Origin of the sequence: Fulverythrobacter fulvus (genome assembly GCF_037154085.1) — a bacterium.
Taxonomy (GTDB): domain Bacteria; phylum Pseudomonadota; class Alphaproteobacteria; order Sphingomonadales; family Sphingomonadaceae; genus Andeanibacterium; species Andeanibacterium fulvum.
Genome location: NZ_JBANRM010000001.1, coordinates 344,027 through 365,773, shown reverse-complemented (window position 1 = coordinate 365,773; position 21,747 = coordinate 344,027). Strand labels below are relative to the sequence as shown.

Genomic DNA, 21,747 nt, shown 5'->3' with positions numbered 1-21,747 from the left:
ATTTTTGGGCGGCTCGGCTCGAAATCGGGACTGTTCGCCGTTAGGCTCGTTCGATGCCCCATATTCGCCGCCTTCCCGAGACACTGATCAACCGCATTGCTGCTGGCGAAGTGGTGGAGCGGCCTGCGGCTGCGCTCAAGGAACTGGTGGAAAATGCCATCGATTCCGGCGCCACCCGGATTGCGGTCAGCATCGCCGAAGGCGGCCTATCGCGCATCGAAGTTACCGACGATGGCTGCGGCATGAGCCCGGAGGAAATGGAACTGGCGCTGGAGCGGCACGCAACGTCCAAGCTGCCGGATGAAGCAATCGAACTGGTTTCGACCCTGGGCTTCCGGGGGGAGGCCTTGCCGTCCATTGCCAGCGTTGCCCGCCTCACGCTCGAATCCCGTGTGCGGGGAGAAGAACAGGGCTGGAAGCGGGTGGTCGATCACGGCGTTTTGGCAGAAGAAGGGCCTGCGGCCCTGCCGCCGGGCACGCGGGTGCGGGTTGAGCAGCTCTTCGCCAAGATTCCGGCGCGGCGGAAATTCCTGCGCAGCGAGCGTAGCGAATATGCCGCCTGCCTGGATGTCGTCCGCCGCCTTGCCATGGCGCGGCCGGATATCGCCTTTAGCCTGGAGCATAATGGACGCCGGGCATTCGCAGTGCAGGGCGGAGAGACAGCGGAGGAGCGTGTTGCCCAGCTGGTCGCGCGCGAACTCGCAGGCAATGCCGTTTTGCTCGACATGGAACGCCCGGTGCAGAGCGGCACGATGCGTCTGTCGGGCGTTGCCGGCTTGCCGACATTCAATCGCGGCGTGGCCGATCACCAGTACCTGTTCGTCAATGGCCGCCCCGTGAAAGACCGGCTGCTGGTGGGCGCGGTGCGAGGGGCCTATGCCGATATGCTGGCGCGTGATCGCCACGCGGTGCTGGCCCTGTTCCTCGACCTGCCGCCCGAGGATGTCGACGTGAACGTTCACCCGGCCAAGACCGAGGTTCGTTTTCGCGATTCCGCCGGGGTGCGCGGCTTCGTCGTGTCCGGTCTCCGGCAGGCGCTGGCCACGGGTGACCGGCGCAGCGCGCAGGCGCCGGATGCCTCAGCCATGGCCAAGTGGCAGCAGGAACCCCTGACCGCCCCCGCGCGGGAGGAACCAGCGCCGGCGTTACGGTCCATTTTCGCCGGGCGTGACTGGTCCGCACCTTCGCAGCGCCCCGCCACGCCACGGGTCAGCGAGGCCGGACAGGCCTGGCGTGCCTTCGAAGCGGAGGTGATGTCTACGCCTGATGCGGCGCCGATGGGCCGTGCCGAAGCAGCGGAGGACCTGCCGGAAGAAGCGGCTGACTATCCACTCGGCATTGCGCGCGGGCAGGTGGCCAACACCTATATTGTCGCCGAAGCAGCGGACGGTCTGGTGCTGGTGGACCAGCACGCCGCGCATGAACGCCTGGTGCTCGAAAGGCTGCGCGCAGCCGGGGCGGGCGAAAAGGTTTCCGCAAGCCAGGCCCTGTTGATCCCCGAAGTGGTCGAGATGGAAGAACCGGCCTGCGACCGCCTTGAGGACAATGTCGATAAATTTGCGGCGCTCGGCCTGTTGATCGAGCGTTTTGGCCCTAACGCGATGCTGGTGCGTGCCATGCCTGGCGTGCTGGGGAAAGCGGATCCGCATGCCTTGCTGCAGGATCTGGCGGACGATCTCGCGCTTAACGGCGATGCCTTGCTGCTCGACGAGAAGATCGAGCATGTGCTGGCCACCATGGCCTGTCACGGATCGGTGCGGGCAGGGCGGGTATTGTCGGTCGCGGAAATGAATGCGCTGCTGCGCGAAATGGAGCGCACGCCCCGCTCGGGCCAGTGCAATCACGGCCGTCCGACCTGGGTGAAGCTCTCCATGGCCGAGGTCGAGAAACTGTTCGGGAGGCATTGATGCGCGGATTGCCGATCGTTCTGGCGGCCATGCTGCTGGCATCCTGTGGCGAGCAACCGAAAGACGAGCGTGAAACGGTCGATAGCGAAACCGTCGATAGCGAAACGGTCGACAAGGCGCTGGCCGGAAAGCCCCTTCCGGTTGAACTTGTTCCATTCCGGCTGCCCGATATCGAGAAGCACCAGCTCTACGGCACAAGCTGCGCCTTTGCCGCCGAAGGCGGCGGGCTGGGCGCCGTTGCCATGGCGATGGAAGAGGTCGGCTATCTCAAGATCGGCAAGGAAGTGCTGCGCTTCGCCGCCGACAAGGGCAGCGCCGAAATGCCGTTCGGGACGCGCAGCGAATATGACGGACTGGCCCAAAGCTTCGAACTGGAAGCTGCCTCAGGCACGCCGCCCCAGCCCAGCGGCGGGAGTGTGACCTTCCCGGGCCGGCTGACCGTGCGAGACGATCGCGAGCGGGTGGTTTACGATCGCCGGGGGGAAATCCAGTGCAATAGAAGTTAGCCCTCGCCGCGCACGCGGATCAGCGTGATCGGCCGCATCGAGAGGACCGGCTGTCCTTCCTGGTTGAAGGTCGTCATCTTCACGTTGAGTATGCCGATCCCCGGCTTCGAGCGGCTGAGGCGCTTGTCGAGCAGTTCCATCTCGCAGCTCAGCACATCGCCGGGATAGACCGGGCGCAGCCAGCGCAATTCGTCCACCCCCATGGCGCCCAGGGCGGCGCGAGGCATTACGGCGTGGTGTTCCACCATCATCGCCATGGTCATCGAGCAGGTATGCCATCCGCTGGCGGCGACCTTGCCGAAATGGGTAAGGGCGGCCGCCTCGTCGGACAGGTGAAAGGGCTGGGGATCGTATTTGCCCGCGAATTCTAGCACTTCCTCGCGGGTTACCTCATAGCGACCGAACCGGATGCTCGAGCCCACTTCCAGATCCTCGTAAAACAGCATCGTCATTGATGTCCCGGCAAGAGAGTGTGGAAACGCAGCATTCGCAATGATCGGGATTGGGCGCAATCCGCCTTAATGCATTGAGAACATCATCCAGATCGCCATGACGACCATCATCACGTTTTCGAGCAGCGAAACCGTGCCCAGCGGCACTTTGCCCGATCCACCCACGCAGGCGCATTCCAGCTCCCGCTTTTGAATGAAGACTGCGTAAAACACCGAAATTCCGCCGATGGTGCCAATGACCAGCGAGATCGGGATGGACAGCCAGGGCAGAACTCGCCCGGCCATCAGGATACCGGCCAGTGCCTCGGCAAAGGGATAGAGGAAGGCGTAAGGCACCCAGCGGCGGGCCAACAGATCGTAGCCCAGGAACATGGTCGCGAATTTGTCCACGTCCTGCAGTTTCAGCATGGCCAGGATCGCCATGGAAAAGGCGATGAACCATTCCAGCGCCCGCAAGGTAAGAGGATCGCCGAAGAGCGACTGGCTCAGGACCAGCGCCAGCGCGGCGGCAATGATGAAGACAGCCAGCACCGGCCGATAGGTTTTGGCGTTCGGATCCCGCAGCGGGAGCCCCAAATAGCGGCGCAGATCGTCGTGGCCACCAATACGCTCACCGTCGATGAATATCTGCGGCGTGGTCTTCACACCGTATTTTGCCTTGAACGCCTCGGTCTCCTCCCGCGTGGTGAGGTGGTGGTCCTCCACGCGGTAGCCCTGCCGTTCGAGCAGATACTTCGCGCGCAGGCCCCAGGGGCAGACATGTTTTTCCATCTCCATGCGGTGGAGTTGGGCGACGGGTTTGGGTGTTTGCTGTTTCATGACGAATCAGCCTATAACTTCCGTACCATGGTACGGAGTCAAGCGATGGCGATGACAATCTCGGAACTGGCCCGCAGCACTGGCGTGGGTGTGGAGACCGTCCGCTTCTATCAACGCAAGGGGCTGCTCTACGACCCCCGGCCTGCCGCCTTGGACGGGGCTAAGGGGCGCAAGCATTACGGCGCGGAAGAGGCGCGCCGGATGCGCTTCATCCGCTCGGCGCAGGAGGCCGGCTTTACGCTGGGCGAGATCGCGGAACTGATCGAACTGGACCGCACCAATGACCGGCCCCGCGCGCGCGAAATGGCGGCGGAGCGGCTCGCGGATCTCGATGCGAAGATCGAAAGCATGACGCTAGCGCGCGACCGGCTGCGCAAGCTGGCAAAGGAATGCGCGGGATCGAGCACCGGACCGTGCCCGATCATTGCCGCGTTCGAGTGACGCGCCCTAGCGGACGAGCACGTCCCTGAACACGTCCGCCGATCCGTCGATCTCCGCATCGTGCGCGGGCAGGCCGATCAGCTCGCGCAGCAACGGTTCCACATCGACATTGTCGAAATCGGGCAGGGTAGCGCCCGGCTTGAAGGCAGGGCCATTGGCGATGAAGATCGCGCGCATCAGCGGGTCCTGATTATCCCAGCCATGGGTGCCGCCGTTCCAGGGCCTGTCGCCGGGCTTGGGCGGCTTGCCGCGCACGGCCCAGCCGGTTTCGCCAAGGCAGAAGAATTCGGGCACGCGCGGGTTCTTGCCATATTCGAAGCGGGCGGGAAGCTCGCCCTTGCGCCAGCATTGCATATGCTTGTGCGGCTTCAGCAGCACTGCGGCCAGCGCGGCATCCTTCCCGGGCAAGGGGTTGATTGAGGAATAGGCACCCTGCTCGACCGCTAGGCCCAGCCCGTCGATCTCCGCATGGAGGGGAACCACGCGGTTCTCGCTGCGCTCCGCCATGCCGTGGTCGGAAACGATCACGAGATTGGCGGGCTGGCCCATTTCGGCCAGCGTATCGCGCATGCGGCCGATCTGGACATCGAGCGCGGCCAGGGTTTCGTTCACTTCAGGGGAATCCGGGCCGAACTCATGCCCGGCGTGGTCGAGTTCCTCGATATAGAGCATCATGAAGCGAGGGCGGTTCTCAGCCGGGCGCCGCGCCCAATCGATGATCGAATCCGTCCGGTGGCGCATGCCGATGGTGAAGCCGAACTGATGCCAGTCGGTGGGGAAGATACCGTTGGTGGCAACGGTAGTGCCGGGCCATATCTCGGTCGCGGTGGGAATGCCGGCCTTTTCCGCTGCTACCCAGATCGGAACTGACTCGTTCCACCACCATGCATCGGTGCCGCCAACCCAGAAATCGGGCGAGTGGGCGGGATCGGTCATCGTGTTGCCGATGATGCCGTTGCGGTCCGGCCGCAATCCGGTCGCGATGGCATGATGATTGGGAAAGGTAAGGCTGGGGAAGGACGGATACATTCCCGCCAGCACGCCGCCCGCCGCGAGTTCCGCGATGTTGGGGGTCAGCCCCCGGTCGAGATAGTCCTTCCGGAACCCGTCGAGCGAAATGAGGATCGTGATCGGTGCCCGTTCTTCGACCTGCGCACTTACGGCCGAACCGTCAGACGAGGCATGAAGCGCAGAGGGAAGGGCTACCGCTATGGAAAGGGTGGTGGCGGCAAATGCCGCGGCGATCAGGGGTTTGGGCCAACGCATAGCGGCAGTCTTGCCGGGCGATGCGTGGATTTGAAGACCCCTCGGCACCCCATGCGCCGAGGGTAACGAGATAGGGCGCTCGCCGCAAAGGCGCGGCGAGCGCCCCGTCGTTCAGACGTTGAACTTGAAGAGCATCACGTCGCCATCCTGGACGACATATTCCTTGCCTTCCTGGCGCAGTTTGCCGTGCTCGCGCGCGCCTGCTTCCCCGCCCAGCGTGATGTAATCGTCAAAGGCGATGGTTTCGGCGCGAATGAAGCCCTTTTCGAAATCGGTGTGGATTTCACCGGCAGCCTGCGGCGCTTTGGCGCCCTTGTGGACGGTCCACGCGCGGGCTTCCTTGGGGCCGACCGTGAAGAATGTCTGCAGGCCGAGCAGTTCGTAACCGGCGCGGATCACGCGGGCGAGGCCGGTTTCCGAAAGGCCGAGCGATTCAAGGAACTCACCGCGGTCTTCCTGCGCCATGCCGACCAGTTCGGCCTCGATCGCGGCAGAGACGATCACGGCCTGTGCGCCTTCGGCCTTGGCCTTGGCGAAGACCTTTTCGGTCAGCGCATTGCCGGTAGCCGCATCGTCTTCCGAGACGTTGCAGACATAAAGCACCGGCTTGGCCGTGAGCAGCTGCGCCTGGGCGAACACGCGGGCTTCCTCTTCATCCTTGGGCTCGGTCAGACGGGCGGGCTTGCCTTCGCGCAGCAGTTCGAGGGCCTGGCCCAGAACGCTGGCGATCAGCTTGGATTCCTTGTCGCCGGTCGTGGCGCGCTTGGCAGCTGCGGGCACGCGCTTTTCCAGGCTTTCGAGGTCCGACAGCAGCAGCTCGGTTTCCACCACTTCCGCATCGGCAATGGGATCGACCTTGTTGGCGACATGCTGGATGTCGTCATTCTCGAAGCAGCGCAGCACGTGGACCACGGCATCCACTTCGCGGATGTTGCCCAGGAACTGGTTGCCCAGACCTTCGCCCTTGCTGGCGCCCTTCACGAGCCCGGCAATGTCCACGAAGGCCAGCTGGGTTTCGATGATCTTCTGCGAACCGGCGATCCTGGCCAGCTCGTAGAGGCGCGCATCGGGCACTGCGACCTGGCCGACATTCGGCTCGATCGTGCAGAACGGATAGTTCGCGGCCTGCGCGGCCTGCGTTTCGGTGAGAGCATTGAAGAGAGTCGACTTGCCGACGTTGGGCAGGCCGACGATCCCGCAACGGAAACCCATTTGATGTTACCTCAATCTGGAAGTTGGGGCGCCATTAGCGGGGGCACGGGTTTTGCGCAAACGAAACGCCCCTCCTGTGGGGGGAGGGGCGTTAGATTGCCTGATCCGAAACAGGCCCCGCGAAGACTGAAGCGGGGCCTTGAACGGGGCTGCGTTTACTTGCGGACCTGCTTGCGGCGGCGCTGACGGATGAGGGCGAGGCCGATCAGGCCTGCACCGGCCATGCCCAGCATGCCGGGCTCAGGCACCTGCGTGCCGCCGCCGCTGCTGGTCGATCCGCCGGAGGTGGAACCTGATGGCGGCTTCGGCTTGCCCCAGCCGCCCGAAGTGGAGCCGCCCCAGCCACCTGCCATGGCAGGCGCGGACGCGGCGAGTGCGCCGAGAACGATGGTCGAGATAATGGCCTTGCGGAGCATGATTGTCCCCCTTTTGCTACCGGAATGGTTACCGGCAACAGACGCAAGGCGCGTGCCAATCGGTGATATCTGCGGATAACGGAAGTTAACAGCCTCTCGGACTGGTGTGATTTGTAAACTTTACCGACATTAATTTGTAGGTGTCAGTCCTGCTGGCGCAAGGCCACGTCGCTCATGAAGCGGACATCGTCGCCCTTGGCCAGCCAGTCCGCCTCCGCGCCAATGGCGCCAAGCATTCCGGCCAGATCGTCTTCTTCCGATTTGGCGAAATTGCCCAGCACATAGCCGGTCACTCGGTCCTTGTGGCCGGGATGGCCAATGCCCAGACGAACCCGGCGGAAATCGGCACCCAGATGCTGGTCGATGGAGCGCAGGCCATTGTGGCCGGCAGTGCCGCCGCCGATCTTCACTTTCACCTTGAATGGAGCAAGGTCCAGCTCGTCGTGGAATACGGTGAGGGCGGTTAGGTCCAGCTTGTAGAAGCGCATGGCCTCGCCCACCGAGCGGCCGCTCTCGTTCATGAAGGTTGCGGGCTTGAGCAACACGATCTTTTCCGTGCCCAGCCGCCCTTCCTGAACCCAGCCCTGGAACTTCTTCTGCACGGCGCCGAAGCGGTGCATGTCGGCAATCACGTCCAGCGCCATGAAGCCGACATTGTGCCGGTTCATCGCGTATTGCGGTCCGGGATTTCCAAGGCCGACCCAGAGTTGCATCGCGGTTTCCTAGACTTTCAGGGGGCAGATTTCCAAGAGGCAGAAATGCAAAGCGCCGGCGGTGCCTGTGCACAGCCGGCGCCTGCTTGGCAGCAATGCCGGGCGATTATTCGCCTTCGGCCGCTTCCGCTTCGCCTTCGCTCGACTTCAGGGCCGAGGGAGCGACGATGGTGGCAATGGTGTAGTCACGATCAGTGATCGCGCTGGCCGAACCCTTCGGCAGCTTCACGCTGCTGATGTGGATCGATTCGCCAACTTCACGGCCGGTCACGTCAATCTCGATTTCCGAGGGAATCAGTTCCGGATCGCAGATCAGGTCCAGCTCGTGGCGGACGATGTTGAGCACGCCGCCGCGCTTGAGGCCCGGCGAGGCTTCTTCGTTGGTGAACACCACCGGGACGAGCACTTCGACCTTGGCATCCTTGCCAAGGCGCAGGAAGTCCACGTGCAGCGGACGGTCGGAGACCGGGTGGAAGGCAACGTCCTTGGGCAGAGTGCGCAGCGACTGGCCGCCGATCTCGACAGTGACGATCGAGTTCATGAAGTGACCGGTGCCGAGCTGGCGGCGCAGTTCCTTCTCCTCGACGTGGATCGACAGGGGTTCTTCCTTGCCGCCATAGATAACGGCGGGAACACGGCCTTCGCGACGCAGTACTCGGGAGGCTCCCTTGCCAGCCCGTTCGCGTGCTTCGGCCGGCAGGGTCAGAGCGTCGCTCATGGTACGTGCCTTTCGAATTACTGGTTGGTTCGCTTCTCCCGCCACGCCTCCAGGGATGACCATGGCGGAGAAGCGCGGGCCCCTATGGCAAAAGCCGCGTATTTGCAAGCATTGCGTGGCCCATTGCCGCCGAACTGCCTTACTGGATGCGCTTCACTGTATATCCGCGCTCCGCAAGCAGGGCCGCAAGGCCTTCACGCCCGACCATATGGGCCGCGCCGGTCGCCACGAAAGGCGTGCCACCTCTGGCAAGATCCGCCGCGACCTTTTCCGCCCAGGCGCGGTTGCGGGACAGGAGCAGGGCTTCGCGCAGGCCGGGATCGGCCAGCATGCCCTCATGCGTTTCTTTCTCCAGCGCTTCGGCATTGCCGGTGAGCCAGTGCTTCAGCCGTTCGTCGCTTGCCTTCTCGCCCTCCAGCGCTTCCTGCGCGACACCTGCGAGGAGATCGCGCTGGTCCTGCTCGGCCAGGGCATCGAACAGGCGTAATTGCGGTTCGGCGCCTTCCAACTCGATTACCGGGCGCTTGCCTGCGGCCTTGATCAGCGCAAGATCGGCGCCTTCGCCATCGCTACCATCGTCATAGGCCTGGGCGAGGGCGAGGGCGGCGGCCCAGCTTTCCAGCCCGGCGAAATCCCGGTCGCTCAGCCCCTTGGCCTTCATCGCCTGCTTCAGTTCCGCCTGCTGCGCGCCTGACAGGCGGCTGCTGAGCGGCGGCAGGCCGGGCGTGCGGGCGAGGCTGGCATAGATGCCCGCAATCGCCTTGCCATCGCGGGCAAGGTCCACTTCCACCACCAGCCTGTCGGAGGCGGCAAAGGCCTTGTCCAGCGCATCGGTGCGCCAGCGATAGCCTTCGGGAAGCGAATGAACCGTGCCGAACAGGAAGCCGTGCTGGCCATCCGGTCCGGTAATTTCCCACAAGGCGGGGGACGGCTCGGGCTGCTCCGGAGCCGTGTTGCAGGCGGCAAGCAGCAGCAACGGCAATGCGAACCCGGCCAGACGGCGGGCGAGGGGAGCGAATGGGGCGATCAATGGACGCGCTTGCTGCGGACGCCGCGCTTCTTCAACTGGTCCTGCACGCTGCCCTTGCCTGCAAGGTGGCCTGCACCAACCGCGATGAAAACAGTGCCGGGCTTGCGCAGACGTTCCTTCACCCAGCCTGCCCAGACCACGTTGCGATCGGTGAGCATGCGCCGATAGAGCGCGGGATCGCCTTCGGAGGAATTGATCAGGTCAGCCAGCGAATCCGCATCGCCTTCCAGCCAGTCGTTCAGCATGGCTGTCAGGTCTTCCTTCAAGGTCGGTGCGGTTTCCACCACCTGGTTGAGATAGGCGATCTGCTGCGCTTCCGGCAGGCCGGCGAAGAGATCGACCTGAAAGTCCACGGTTTCCAGCGCATTGCGCCTGGCATTCTTGGTGCGGTGTTCCTCGATCACTTCTTCCGCGCCCTTTTCGGGATCGAAACCGGCGCGCTTGGTCATCAGCACGGACAGCGTCAGGCCCGCCGACCAAGGCTTGTAGCGATCGAACTGGGCGACCGGGATGCCCAGAGTGATGAGCAGTTCCTCGAATGCCTTGCGGTCATCCGGCGAGAGCATATCGCGCAGGGTCTGTCCTTCAGGCAGGAAGGCTGTCTGCTGCATCAGCACGGGCAGCCGCTCCGCATCCTGCGGATCAAGCTCGGTCACGACCTCGCTGGAGGACTGAAGCGCCTTTTCGATCGGGCCGGAAAACCAGTCCACGCCTTCCGGCAGGAAGTGGATCGTGCCGAACAGATAGATCGTGGTGTCCCGGTCAGCGACTTTCCACATGGCGGGGCCGGACGACGCGGCTTGAGCGGGGGCAGCCGGGCGCGCGTCCTCGGCCGCAGAAGCGGCGGAGAACTGCAATGCGAGCAGCGCGGCCGCAAAAGCGATGATTCGCCGTATTCCCGTAGTCATGCCGCCTTGTTGCGGTAACCCGTGTGAAGGACAAGTTACCCTGCGGCCAAGCTGCGGATTGTCGCACGAATGTTGCATAGGTGCAGCGCGGTTGCCTTGGGAGAGCGCGACCTGTGCAGGCGGCAGGATTGGTTTCGTCGATCCTCCAGATGCAGCGCGCCAATAGTGGTTAGGTGCCGCGCACCATTGACCGCACTTGAGCCATCCGCCATGGGCCGCCGCATGAGCAGCACCACTTCTCCCGGGGAAGTTCTGAGCTTCCAGGACATGATCCTTGCCCTCCATAATTACTGGAGCGCGCAAGGCTGCCTTATTCTCCAGCCTTACGACATGCGCATGGGCGCGGGTACGTTCCACCCGGCAACCACTCTGCGGGCTTTGGGGCCCGAGCCGTGGAATGCAGCCTTCGTGCAGCCGTCCCGCCGCCCAACCGATGGCCGCTATGGCGAAAACCCGAACCGGCTGCAGCACTATTACCAGTATCAGGTGATCCTGAAGCCCAGCCCGCCGGACCTGCAGGAGCTCTATCTCAAGAGCCTTGAAGTGATCGGCATCGATCCGCTGAAGCACGATATCCGCTTCGTGGAGGATGACTGGGAAAGCCCCACGCTGGGCGCCTGGGGCCTTGGCTGGGAAGTGTGGTGCGACGGGATGGAAGTCACCCAGTTCACCTATTTCCAGCAGATGGGCGGGTTCGACTGCAAGCCGGTGGCCGGCGAGCTGACCTACGGGCTGGAACGCCTCGCCATGTATATTCAGGGCGTGGACAATGTTTACGATCTGGCCTTTAACGGCCGGGGCGTGACCTATGGCGACGTGTTTCTCGAAAATGAGAAGCAGATGTCCAAGTGGAACTTCGAAGTCGCCGATACCGAGGCGCTGTTCGACCTGTTCCGCAAGGCCGTGGCCGAGTGCAAGAACTGCCTCGCCAACGACGTGCCCATCGCCGCTTACGAGCAGGCGATCGAGGCGAGCCACATCTTCAATCTCCTCCAGGCGCGCGGCGTGATCAGCGTGCAGGAACGGGCAAGCTATATGGGCCAGGTCCGCGACCTCGCCCGCGGGAGCTGCGAAGCCTACATGGCCAAGGAAACCGAGCGGTGGGAAGCCAAGTTCCCGGGGTGGTCGGCATGAGCGATTTCCTGCTCGAACTGCGCTGCGAGGAAATTCCGGCGCGCATGCAGGCCGGCGCCCGCGCCGATCTCGAAAAGCTGTTCCGCGCCGAAATGTCGGCGGCGGGCGTCGGGCTTGGCGAAGTCACCGTATGGTCCACGCCGCGCCGCCTTGCGCTGATCGCGCGGGGCCTGCCGCAGGCGACCGAGGCCGTCAGCGAAGAGGAAAAGGGCCCGCCCGAAGGCGCGCCCGATCAGGCGATCGAAGGCTTCTGCCGCAAGAACGGCGTCACGCGCGACCAGCTTGAGCTGCGCGATGTGAAGGGGCGCCAGACCTATTTCGCTGTCCGCAATATCCCCGGCCGCGCCGTGAAGGATGTGCTGGCCGATGCGATCCCGGCGATCATCCGTGCGTTCCCATGGCCCAAGTCCATGCGCTGGGGCGCTGCCTCGCTCTCGACCGAAAGCCTGCGTTGGGTGCGCCCGCTTTCGGGCATCGTCGCTCTGTTCGATGGCGAAGTGGTGGATTGCGAAGTTGGTGGCGTGGTTTCGGGACGCAAGACCAAGGGCCACCGCTTCCACTCCCATGGCGAGATCGAAATCGCCGGGGCGGACGATTATGCCCAGCACCTGCGCGTCAATCACGTGATCGTCGATCAGAGCGAGCGCGAGGATATCGTCCGCAAGGGCGCGAAGCATGTGGCGCATGAAGCTGGCCTTGTGCTGGTGGAAGACGAAGGTCTGGTCATCGAGAATGCTGGCCTGACCGAATGGCCCGTGCCGCTGCTCGGCCGCTTCGACGAGGCATTCCTCGAAGTGCCGCCCGAAGTGATCCAGCTCACCGCGCGCACCAACCAGAAATATTTCATCTGCCGCACGCATGACGGCAAGCTGGCCAATGCCTTCATCTGCACCGCAAATGTGGTGCCCGCCGATGGCGGATTGGCCATCGTGGACGGCAACCGCAAGGTGCTGGCCGCCCGCCTTTCCGATGCGCGCTTCTTCTGGCAGCAGGACAAGAAGGTTCCGCTGGCAAAGCAGGCCGAGAAGCTGGCCCGCATCACTTTCCACGAACAGCTCGGCACTCTTGCCGACAAGGTGGAGCGGGTGGCCAAGCTGGCGCGGTGGCTGGTTGAAGCGGACATCGTCGTCCCGGCGAACGCCGGGACCGCTGGCGATAAAGTGGAACCTGATGGCCAGCGGTCCCGGATCAAGTCCGGGACGACGAAAGAGGAACTGGCCAATCTCGCCGAACAGGCCGCACGCCTGTGCAAGGCGGACCTCGTCACCGAAATGGTGGGCGAATTCCCTGAATTGCAAGGACTTATGGGCGGTTATTACGCTCGTGAGGAAGGTCTGCCCGACGCCGTGGCTGACGCGATCCGCGACCATTACAAGCCAGTCGGGCAGGGCGACGAAGTTCCGACCGCTCCGGTGACGGTGGCGGTCAGCCTGGCGGACAAGCTGGATACGCTTCGCAGCTTCTTCTCCATTGACGAGAAGCCGACCGGATCGAAGGACCCGTTCGCGCTGCGCCGCGCCGCGCTCGGCATCATCCGCCTGATCCAGGCGAATGCCCTGCGCATGAGCATTGGCGAGGACGATCTGCTCGACTTCTTCGCCGACCGCCTCAAGGTCCAGCAGCGCGAGGCAGGCGTCCGTCACGATCTGATCGACGCAATATTCGCTCTGGGCGGCGAGGACGATCTCGTTCGCCTGCTCGCCCGCGTCCACGCGCTTCAGTCCTTCATCGGCACGGAAGACGGCGCCAATCTGCTCGCGGGGTACAAGCGCGCGGCCAATATCCTCAAGAAAGAGGATTGGCAGGGCGTCGAGGGTGAAATCGCCCGGACCGGCGAGGAAGATCCACTGGCCGAAGTTGACGATCCCGATCTGAAGGACGTCGTCGCGGCGAAGATGGAACTGCGCCACGCGAAAACACTTTCCTACACGCCCGAAACTGCCGAAAAGGCACTGATCGAGGCGTTGGATGAAGCAGGGCCGCGTGCTGCTGCGGCCATCGAAGCGGAAGACTTCGAAGGCGCCATGGCGGCCCTTGCGACCCTGCGTGCACCGATCGACACTTTCTTTGACGAGGTGACGGTGAATGACGAGCAGCCCGAAAAGCGCAGCAGCAGGTTGGACCTGCTTGCCCGTTTCCGCGCTGCGGTGCAAAAAGTCGCGGATTTCTCGAAGATCGAAGGGTAGGGAATATTTCCCTCAGGACAGTGTCAACATTGTCAACTTCGACAGGCAACGGCGGAGTTAGATGAGCAAATCGGTCTATACATTCGGCGGCGGTGTGGTCAGTGCTGATCCCCGCGCGAAGGACAAGACGATCGTGGGCGGCAAGGGGGCAAACCTTGCCGAGATGGCCGATATCGGCCTGCCGGTTCCGCCGGGCTTTACGATCACGACCGAGGAATGCGTGCGCTATCTGGCGGGCGGTTCGGACTTTTCGGCTGAGCTTCGCGCAGAAGTTGACACGGCGCTGACCCATATCGAGCGGAGCGTGGGCAAGAAATTCGGCGATGCCGCCGATCCGCTGCTCGTCTCGGTCCGTTCGGGCGCCCGCGTCTCCATGCCTGGCATGATGGACACGGTGCTCAATCTGGGCCTCAATGACGAGACGGTGAAGGGCCTTGCCGCCACTTCCGGCGACGAGCGTTTCGCCTGGGACTCCTATCGTCGCTTCATCCAGATGTATTCGGATGTGGTGCTGGGCCTCGATCACGGGCTGTTCGAGGAAGCGCTTGAAATTGCCAAGGAAGACAATGGCTACCTGGCCGATGTCGAGATGGGCGCTGAAGACTGGAAGGCGCTGGTCCGCGAATATGAAGGCATTGTCGAGCGTGAGTTGGGCAAGCCTTTCCCGCAGGACGTGACCGAGCAGCTGTGGGGCGCGATCTCGGCCGTGTTCGACAGCTGGGATTCCGACCGTGCCAAGGTCTATCGCCGGTTGAACGACATTCCGGGCGACTGGGGCACTGCCGTCAACGTGCAGGCCATGGTGTTCGGCAATATGGGCGACACATCGGCCACCGGCGTTGCCTTCACGCGCGATCCGGCGACGGGCGAGCGCGCCTATTACGGGGAATGGCTGGTCAACGCTCAGGGCGAAGACGTGGTGGCGGGCATCCGCACGCCGCAATATCTGACGAAGAAGGCCCGCGAATCCGCCGGGGCAAAGCCGCTCTCCATGGAAGAGGCAATGCCCGAGGCCTATGGCGAACTGGCCCGCGTGTTCGAACTGCTGGAACAGCATTATCGCGACATGCAGGACATCGAATTCACTGTGGAACGCAGCAAGCTGTGGATGCTCCAGACCCGCAGCGGCAAGCGCACCGCCAAGGCCGCGCTCAAGATGGCGGTGGACATGGTGGGCGAAGGCCTGATCGACGAGCGCACGGCGATTCTGCGCGTCGATCCGATGGCGTTGGACCAGTTGCTCCATCCCACGCTGGACCCCAAGGCCCCACGCGACATTCTCACCACCGGCCTGCCGGCATCGCCCGGCGCGGCCTCAGGCGCCATCGTGCTGGATGCCGATACGGCTGAACATCGCGCGGCGCGCGGCGAGGCTGTAGTGCTGGTGCGCGTGGAAACTTCCCCGGAAGATATTCACGGCATGCATGCGGCCAAGGGCATTCTTACCGCGCGCGGCGGCATGACCAGCCACGCGGCCGTGGTGGCCCGCGGCATGGGCCGCCCCTGCGTTTCGGGCGCCTCTGCCGTTCATATCGACCTTGCGGCACGCACCTTGCGGATCGGGGATCGCCAGTTGAAGGAAGGCGACCACATCACGCTGGACGGTTCGACCGGCCAGGTGATCGCGGGCGAAGTGCCGACTATCGAGCCGGAACTGGTGGGCGATTTCGCCATTCTGATGGAATGGGCGGACAGCCACCGGCGCATGAAGGTGCGCACCAATGCCGAAACCCCTGCGGATTGCCGCATGGCGCGGCAGTTCGGGGCGGAAGGCATCGGCCTGTGCCGCACCGAGCACATGTTCTTCGACGATGCGCGCATCACCAATGTACGCCACATGATCATGGCCGACACCGAAGCCGGTCGCCGTGCGGCGCTGGCCAAGCTGCTGCCCGAACAGCGCAAGGATTTCTCCGAGATCTTCGAGGCGATGCCGGGCCTGCCGGTGACGATCCGCCTGCTGGACCCACCGCTGCACGAATTCCTGCCCCATGCCGAGCATGATTTCGTGGAACTGGCCGATGCGACCGGTATCGGGCTCGACCGCCTCAAGCGCCGCGCGGAAGAATTGCAGGAATTCAACCCCATGCTGGGCCATCGCGGCTGCCGCCTGGGGATCACCTTCCCGGAAATCTACGAAATGCAGGCCCGCGCCATTTTTGAGGCTGCCTGCGATGTCGCCGCCGCGCGCGGTGAGGCCATCGTGCCGGAAGTCATGATTCCGCTGGCGGCAACCCGGCGCGAGTTGGATATCCTCAAGGACGTAATCGACAAGACCGCCGCTGCGGTGTTCGCCGAAAAGGGCAAGGTGCTGGAATATACGGTCGGCACCATGATCGAACTGCCGCGTGCGGCGCTGATGGCGAATGAACTGGCCGAGACGGCGGAGTTCTTCAGCTTCGGCACGAACGATTTGACCCAGACTACCCTGGGCCTCAGCCGTGACGATGCCGGCCGTTTCCTGCCGGTTTATGTCGACAAGGGCATCTTCCCGCGCGATCCCTTCGTCAGCCTCGACATCGATGGCGTCGGCCAGTTGGTCCGCCTTGGTGCGGAACGCGGGCGTGCGACGCGCGGCGATATCAAGCTGGGCATTTGCGGCGAGCATGGCGGCGATCCGGCCAGCATTTCCTTCTGTGAGGAAGTCGGGCTCGATTACGTCTCGGCCTCGCCCTATCGCGTGCCGATCGCGCGCCTTGCGGCGGCTCAGGCGGCGCTTAAATAGATTCGAAGACGTCTCTGTATCGTCATTGCGAGCGTAGCGAAGCAATCCAGGGCTAAGCGCCCCTCGCGCTGGATTGCTTCTGGGCTGCGCCCCTCGCAATGACGATTAAATCGGTGTTGCCCGGCGTCAGATCCGCCACCCGCTGAGGGTGAGGATCTCGAAATGCTCGGTGGCGCGCTCCTCGCCGCCCATGAACGCCTCTTCCGCCCGGCGCAGCCCGGCGCGGGTGAGGGGCGGGGCGGGCGAGGCGAGCACCTTGCCAAGGCCCTGTGCCCGAAGGTCCGCCAGCAAGGTGCCGAGCGAGCCGAACCGGGCATTGAGCCCCCGGCTGTCCACCACCGGCCGGGCAAAGCCGCAGCGTTGCAGCAGCTGCCCCCCGGCGCGCACGTCCACCATCGGATGCATCCGCGCGGCGGGCCGCTCGCCATCGGCTGCCAGCATCGCTGCGCGCAGGCGCGGCAGGCTGCCCGCGCCCATGAAGCTGGCGATCATCAGCCCGCCCGGCGCCAATGCGTCACGGATATGGATCAGCGCTCCGGGCAGGTCGTTCACCGTATCCAGCGTGCCAAGACTGGCGATCAGGCCGAAGCCTTTGGCGGGGAAGGGCGCTTCCTCGTCGAAGCCCTCTTCCGGCGAAACGGAGATTACAGCGCAGCCCCTCGCGCCGAGCTGGCGGGCAAGGTCGCCGGTCCAGTCACCGATGACCAGTGCGGTCTCTGGCTCGTGCCGCAGGAAGTCGATCCGCTCGATCACGTCCTCGATCATGTCGTCGATCAGATAGCGAGCGGCATCGGGACGGGTCTGGAGTGCTCGCATCCTTTGCCGCAGGGCAAGGCGGCGGCGCGGGGCAAAGATCGTCGGCGGGGCGGAACTCATCGCGCCCCCGTGCACTGCTTGCTCCCGCGGTGCAAGCGAGGCAGGAGAGCGGGGTGACTCTCGCTCGCCGCTTCTCCTCCTCCCTCGCGCCGCTGGTGGACTTCGTCTTCCCTCCGCGCTGCCCTTTATGCGGCGAGGGGCTGGCGGCGCAGACCGGCTTATGCGCCGCATGCTGGGGCGAGTTGGCCATTCCGGGCGATCCGGCCTGTGCCAGCTGCAACCGGCCCTTTGGCGATGGCTCGGTGCAGCACGGGGCCATCTGCGCGCCGTGTCTGGCATCGCCGCCCCGGCATGACGGGATCGCGGCGGGCACGCTCTACAACGATGCCTCCCGCCGCCTCGTCCTTGCTTTCAAGCACGGCCGCAGGATCGCGCTGGCGCCAATGCTCGCCCGGCTGATCGCGGCGCGCCTGCCGGCGATGGATGGCGAGTGGCTCATCGTGCCGGTGCCGCTCCATCGCCTGCGCCTCTGGCAGCGCGGCTTTAACCAGGCGGTGTTGATCGGGCGCGAACTGGCCAAGGCCAAGGGTGGCCATCTGGTGGTCGATGCCCTTCAACGCCGCAAACGCACGCCCAAGCTCGGCGGGTTGGGGCGAAAGGCTCGCGCGCGGATGCTGCAGGGGGCAATAACGGTCAATCCCGCCCGGCGTCCCGCGCTCAAGGGAGCAAAGGTGCTGCTGGTAGACGATGTGCTCACCAGCGGCGCGACCAGCGAGGCCTGCGTCAGTGCGCTCAAGCGGGCTGGGGCGGAAATGGTGGTCATCGCCTGCTTCGCCCGGGTTCTGGACGAAGCGTTGGACGCGGTATCGTGAAGGCCCGAACGCAAGACGCCCGGAGTCTCCTCCGGGCGTCCACGTGACGATTATGAAGAGCAATTATCCCGTGCCAGTGGCGGCACCAGGGCAATGGCCCAATCCCTCATTTTACCGGCAGGCCCTTCGTCCAAAGCCTTGCCGAAACCCCCTATTCCTTGGCGCCTGCTGCGACGCCGCCGATTGGCGGGCGGCTTCATTGAACCGCGCAGCGTTCATCCCATTGAAAGCTTCATATCGGAAGCGGCAAGGGTAGAGCGTATGGATTTTGGCCGCGATCTGTGGTTATCGTGCAACAAGAACGCAACTAAACGTTGCGTGTCATGCAAGTTAAGAAGGGAACCAGGTTATTTCCGCGAATGGTCCGAGTGCTGCGGAGCGCGAAAGCGGCTCTGCCTTCCTGCCCAAATTCGATTCTGCCGGGCTGCTGACTGCCGTCGTGACTGATGCGCACACCCATGAGGTCCTGATGGTGGCCTTCATGAACCAGGAAGCGCTGGCAAAAACACGCGAGACCGGTATTGCGCATTTCTATTCGCGCAGCCGCGGCAAGCTGTGGATGAAGGGCGAGACGAGCGGCCACACGCTGAAGGTGGAGGAAATCCTTGTCGATTGCGATCAGGACGCACTGGTCGTCAAGGCAACGCCCGCAGGGCCGACCTGCCATACCGGAGCGGTGAGCTGCTTCTATCGCAGGCTGGACGGCGATCGCCTCGATCGGGTTCCTGATTGACGTTTACGTAAAGGGAATTTACGAAAGGGGAATGCCGACAGCCGCAGCTCGCAAGCCCGCCACCGATCAGTCCGTGAAGGAGCATTCCGGCGCGCATCTCGATCGTCCCGATGCCGAGCAGCGGGAGCGGTTCTCGATCAGCGATCTCACGCGCGAATTCGGCGTCACTGCCCGCGCGCTTCGCTTTTACGAGGATGAGGGCCTGATCGCCCCGGCGCGTATCGGCCTGAACCGCATCTATTCGAAGCGGGATCGGGCGCGGCTTGCATGGATCATGCGGGCGAAGAATGTCGGCTTCAGCCTGACCGAAATTCGCGAGATGATCGATCTTTACGACCTCAACGATGGCCGGGTGGAGCAACGCCGGGTCACCGTCCAGCGGTGCCGCGAGAAGATCGCCAAGCTCAAGAAACAGAAGGCGGATATCGAGAGTTCGATCAAGGAACTCACTGAATTCGTCACCCATATGGAAACGCTTGAACTGGAGCGGAAAGCCGGCTCTGCGAATTGAGCCAGCCTGCCGCTTCACCTTAGGAGAGACACATGCCGATCTACAAGGCGCCCACGCGCGACACGCGCTTCGTCATCAACGAACTGCTCGACCTGCAGAGCTACGGGAATCTCCCCGGCTTCGAGGAAGCGACCCCGGATATGGTGGATGCCATTATCGACGGTGTGGGCAAGTTCACTTCCGAAGTGATCCAGCCGCTCAACCAGGTGGGCGACCATGAAGGCTGCGTCCGCCATGACGACGGCTCGGTGACGACGCCGACCGGGTTCAAGGATGCCTATCGCCAATATTGCGAGGCAGGCTGGGGCACGCTGTCGCTGCCGGTCGAGTTTGGCGGGCAGGGCTTGCCGCATGTGCTCGGCTTCGTGCTCGAAGAATATATGGCAACCGCGAACCATGCCTTTGCCATGTATCCCGGCCTTACCAACGGTGCGGTTTCCGCAATCCTGGCGACGGGCTCGGAAGAGCTCAAGCAGAAGTACGTTCACAAGATGGTGTCGGGCGAATGGCTCGGTACGATGAACCTGACCGAGCCGCATTGCGGCACCGATCTCGGGCTGATCAAGACCAAGGCAGAACCGGAGGCCGATGGCAGCTACACGATCAGCGGCACGAAGATTTTCATTTCCGCGGGCGAGAACGATCTGGCCGAGAACATCGTGCACCTCGTCCTTGCCAAGCTGCCCGGTGCGCCGGAAGGCTCCAGGGGCATCTCGCTTTTTATCGTCCCCAAGTTCCTGGTGAACGAGGATGGCTCGCTGGGTGAGCGCAATGCCGTTTCCTGCGGCTCCATCGAACACAAGATGGGCATTCATGGCAACGCCACCTGCGTGATGAACTACGATGGCGCCAAGGGCTGGATCGTCGGCGAGGAGAACAAGGGCCTGGCCGCGATGTTCATCATGATGAATGCCGCGCGCCTGGGCGTGGGCGTGCAGGGCCTCGGTCAGGCTGAGGTTGCTTATCAGAACGCCGTGCAATATGCGCAGGATCGCCGCCAGGGCCGCGCCATCGCCGGACGTGCCGATCCTTCGGCCAGCGCCGATCCGATCATCGTCCACCCTGACGTGCGCCGCATGCTGATGGACGCGAAGGCCTATAATGAAGGCATGCGCGCCCTGATCCTGTGGGGCGCACTGCAGGTCGACCTGAGCCACAAGGCGCCCGAAGAAGCCGAGCGCCAGGCTGCTGACGACATGATCAGCCTGCTGACCCCGGTCATCAAGGGCTACGGCACCGACAAGGGCTTCGATATCGCGGTGAACATGCAGCAGGTCTTTGGCGGCCATGGCTACATCCAGGAATGGGGGATGGAACAGTTCGTCCGCGATTCCCGCATTGCCATGATCTATGAAGGCACAAACGGCGTGCAGGCGATGGACCTGTGCGGACGCAAGCTGCCTGCCAATGGCGGCCGTGCGATCCAGGCCTTCTTCAAGTTGGTGGACGATGAAGTTGCCGCCGCCAAGGCCGATCCGCAGCTCGAACCGATCGCGTCCCGCCTCGAAAAGGCCGTTGGCGAGCAGAAGGCTGCCACCATGTGGTTCATGCAGAATGCCATGGCCAATCCCAATCACCTGGGCGCTGGTGCGCATCATTACATGCACATCATGGGTATCGTGGCTCTCGGCCTGATGTGGCTGCGCATGGCGAAGGTCGCCGGTGAGAAGCTGGCCGCCGGTTCGGACGACAAGGCCTTCTATGAAGCCAAGATTGTCACCGCCCGTTACTTCGCCGAACGCTTCACTCCGGATGCTGGCGCCCTGCGCCGCAAGATCGAAGCCGGCGCGGATGCGATGATGACTCTCAGCCTCGAACAGTTTGAAACTGCCGCCTGAGCCATCGATTCGATCCCCCGGATTCCAGCGAAGCCGGGGGATCATTCCACGAAACGGATGCTGGCCGCGCTGAATTGCGCGGCCATTTCGCCTTGCCCGGCAATGGGTTCGTACCATCGCAACGCAGTGGCAGAGCGGGCCTCAGCCGCCGATGTTCCTTACCGACAGGGGGTTGCCTGAGAAGGAACAACCGATGTCGGAACAAACCAAACATAGCATGAGCGGCGCCTTTCTGGCGCTTGTCTTCACCCTCGGCACTCCTGCCTGGCCGGTTCTTGCGGCCGAAGCGAATGCCGGTGGTGGTGCGCCTGCGGCGAGCCAGCCAACCATCGACAGCAATGGCGATGGAACGGCGGATGCGTGGGACCTGAATGGCGATGGCAAGCCTGACGCCTGGGACAGCGACGGTAACAAGCTGGCCGACAAGTGGGACACTGACGCGAACGGCACGCCCGACGCGTGGGACAATGACGGTGACGGCGCTCCGGACACGCAGGACAAGGATGGCGATGGCGCCCCGGACCTGCCGAACAGTGAGCCCTGA

21 protein-coding genes are annotated in these 21,747 nt (G+C 63.7%); 11 read left to right on the top strand and 10 right to left on the bottom strand.

The features are described from left to right. Positions 1–53 precede the first annotated feature (53 nt). Complete coding sequence (gene mutL / locus WFP36_RS01740) at positions 54–1,907, top strand: DNA mismatch repair endonuclease MutL (protein ID WP_336977330.1); 1,854 nt, start codon at positions 54–56, stop codon at positions 1,905–1,907. Beyond that, positions 1,907–2,413 (top strand): hypothetical protein, encoded by a 507-nt coding sequence (locus WFP36_RS01735; RefSeq protein ID WP_336977329.1) that lies wholly within the window; start codon positions 1,907–1,909, stop codon positions 2,411–2,413. Before mutL ends, WFP36_RS01735 begins: the two co-directional genes overlap by 1 nt. Here WFP36_RS01735 and WFP36_RS01730 read toward each other — a convergent pair. Both WFP36_RS01730 and WFP36_RS01725 read right to left on the bottom strand, forming a co-directional pair. After that, on the bottom strand, positions 2,410–2,859 hold the full coding sequence (locus WFP36_RS01730; RefSeq protein ID WP_336978685.1) for a MaoC family dehydratase: 450 nt from the start codon (positions 2,857–2,859) through the stop codon (positions 2,410–2,412). The two genes, WFP36_RS01735 and WFP36_RS01730, sit on opposite strands and share 4 nt — an antisense overlap. Before the next feature lie 72 nt (positions 2,860–2,931). Continuing rightward, positions 2,932–3,684, bottom strand: a complete 753-nt coding sequence (locus tag WFP36_RS01725) for a glutaredoxin (protein ID WP_336977327.1) — start codon at positions 3,682–3,684, stop codon at positions 2,932–2,934. Between the two features lie 45 nt (positions 3,685–3,729). On the opposite strand from WFP36_RS01725, the gene WFP36_RS01720 reads away from it, so the two are divergent. Continuing rightward, positions 3,730–4,125, top strand: coding sequence for a MerR family transcriptional regulator (locus tag WFP36_RS01720; protein WP_336977326.1), 396 nt, complete (start codon positions 3,730–3,732; stop codon positions 4,123–4,125). 6 nt (positions 4,126–4,131) lie between these two features. Here WFP36_RS01720 and WFP36_RS01715 read toward each other — a convergent pair whose 3' ends face one another. The 7 genes from WFP36_RS01715 to WFP36_RS01685 form a co-directional block, all read right to left on the bottom strand. Continuing rightward, complete coding sequence (locus WFP36_RS01715; RefSeq protein ID WP_336977324.1) at positions 4,132–5,391, bottom strand: alkaline phosphatase family protein; 1,260 nt, start codon at positions 5,389–5,391, stop codon at positions 4,132–4,134. Between the two features lie 111 nt (positions 5,392–5,502). Beyond that, positions 5,503–6,603 carry a redox-regulated ATPase YchF gene (gene ychF / locus WFP36_RS01710; protein WP_336977323.1) on the bottom strand — a complete coding sequence of 367 codons (1,101 nt, stop codon included), beginning with the start codon at positions 6,601–6,603 and terminating at the stop codon, positions 5,503–5,505. Positions 6,604–6,758: 155 nt separating this feature from the next. Continuing rightward, positions 6,759–7,019: a PEP-CTERM sorting domain-containing protein gene (locus WFP36_RS01705; protein ID WP_336977321.1), complete on the bottom strand. Its 261-nt coding sequence runs from the start codon at positions 7,017–7,019 to the stop codon at positions 6,759–6,761. Positions 7,020–7,162: 143 nt separating this feature from the next. After that, a complete protein-coding gene (pth, locus tag WFP36_RS01700) occupies positions 7,163–7,732 on the bottom strand; it encodes an aminoacyl-tRNA hydrolase (protein ID WP_336977320.1) in 570 nt (189 codons plus the stop codon). 106 nt (positions 7,733–7,838) lie between these two features. After that, positions 7,839–8,450 carry a 50S ribosomal protein L25/general stress protein Ctc gene (locus tag WFP36_RS01695; protein ID WP_054529939.1) on the bottom strand — a complete coding sequence of 204 codons (612 nt, stop codon included), beginning with the start codon at positions 8,448–8,450 and terminating at the stop codon, positions 7,839–7,841. 139 nt (positions 8,451–8,589) lie between these two features. Then, positions 8,590–9,480, bottom strand: a complete 891-nt coding sequence (locus WFP36_RS01690) for a TraB/GumN family protein (protein WP_336977318.1) — start codon at positions 9,478–9,480, stop codon at positions 8,590–8,592. Further along, positions 9,477–10,388, bottom strand: a complete 912-nt coding sequence (locus tag WFP36_RS01685) for a TraB/GumN family protein (RefSeq protein WP_336977317.1) — start codon at positions 10,386–10,388, stop codon at positions 9,477–9,479. Before WFP36_RS01685 ends, WFP36_RS01690 begins: the two co-directional genes overlap by 4 nt. A gap of 222 nt (positions 10,389–10,610) precedes the next feature. Here WFP36_RS01685 and WFP36_RS01680 point away from each other — a divergent pair, with 222 nt between their 5' ends. The 3 genes from WFP36_RS01680 (at position 10,611) to ppdK (ending at position 16,433) form a co-directional block, all read left to right on the top strand. Beyond that, the gene (locus tag WFP36_RS01680; protein ID WP_336977315.1) at positions 10,611–11,522 is read left to right on the top strand and encodes a glycine--tRNA ligase subunit alpha; all 912 of its coding nucleotides are present in this window, start codon (positions 10,611–10,613) and stop codon (positions 11,520–11,522) included. Further along, entirely contained in the window at positions 11,519–13,708 is a 2,190-nt protein-coding gene (gene glyS / locus WFP36_RS01675; protein ID WP_336978683.1) for a glycine--tRNA ligase subunit beta, read from the top strand. The genes WFP36_RS01680 and glyS overlap by 4 nt, the downstream gene beginning before the upstream one ends. A 61-nt stretch (positions 13,709–13,769) precedes the next feature. Continuing rightward, on the top strand, positions 13,770–16,433 hold the full coding sequence (gene ppdK, locus WFP36_RS01670) for a pyruvate, phosphate dikinase (protein ID WP_336977314.1): 2,664 nt from the start codon (positions 13,770–13,772) through the stop codon (positions 16,431–16,433). 126 nt (positions 16,434–16,559) lie between these two features. Here the strand turns inward: ppdK and WFP36_RS01665 are convergent, their stop codons facing one another. Further along, positions 16,560–17,309, bottom strand: a complete 750-nt coding sequence (locus tag WFP36_RS01665; protein WP_336977312.1) for a methyltransferase domain-containing protein — start codon at positions 17,307–17,309, stop codon at positions 16,560–16,562. Positions 17,310–17,362: 53 nt separating this feature from the next. Here WFP36_RS01665 and WFP36_RS01660 point away from each other — a divergent pair, with 53 nt between their 5' ends. The 5 genes from WFP36_RS01660 (at position 17,363) to WFP36_RS01640 (ending at position 21,747) form a co-directional block, all read left to right on the top strand. Then, positions 17,363–18,121, top strand: coding sequence for a ComF family protein (locus WFP36_RS01660; RefSeq protein WP_336977311.1), 759 nt, complete (start codon positions 17,363–17,365; stop codon positions 18,119–18,121). Between the two features lie 349 nt (positions 18,122–18,470). Beyond that, on the top strand, positions 18,471–18,854 hold the full coding sequence (hisI, locus tag WFP36_RS01655) for a phosphoribosyl-AMP cyclohydrolase (RefSeq protein WP_336978681.1): 384 nt from the start codon (positions 18,471–18,473) through the stop codon (positions 18,852–18,854). 31 nt (positions 18,855–18,885) lie between these two features. Continuing rightward, positions 18,886–19,365 carry a MerR family transcriptional regulator gene (locus tag WFP36_RS01650; protein WP_336977310.1) on the top strand — a complete coding sequence of 160 codons (480 nt, stop codon included), beginning with the start codon at positions 18,886–18,888 and terminating at the stop codon, positions 19,363–19,365. Between the two features lie 32 nt (positions 19,366–19,397). Continuing rightward, entirely contained in the window at positions 19,398–21,203 is a 1,806-nt protein-coding gene (locus tag WFP36_RS01645) for an acyl-CoA dehydrogenase C-terminal domain-containing protein (protein ID WP_336977309.1), read from the top strand. A 193-nt stretch (positions 21,204–21,396) separates the two neighbouring features. Beyond that, positions 21,397–21,747, top strand: coding sequence for a hypothetical protein (locus tag WFP36_RS01640; RefSeq protein WP_336977307.1), 351 nt, complete (start codon positions 21,397–21,399; stop codon positions 21,745–21,747).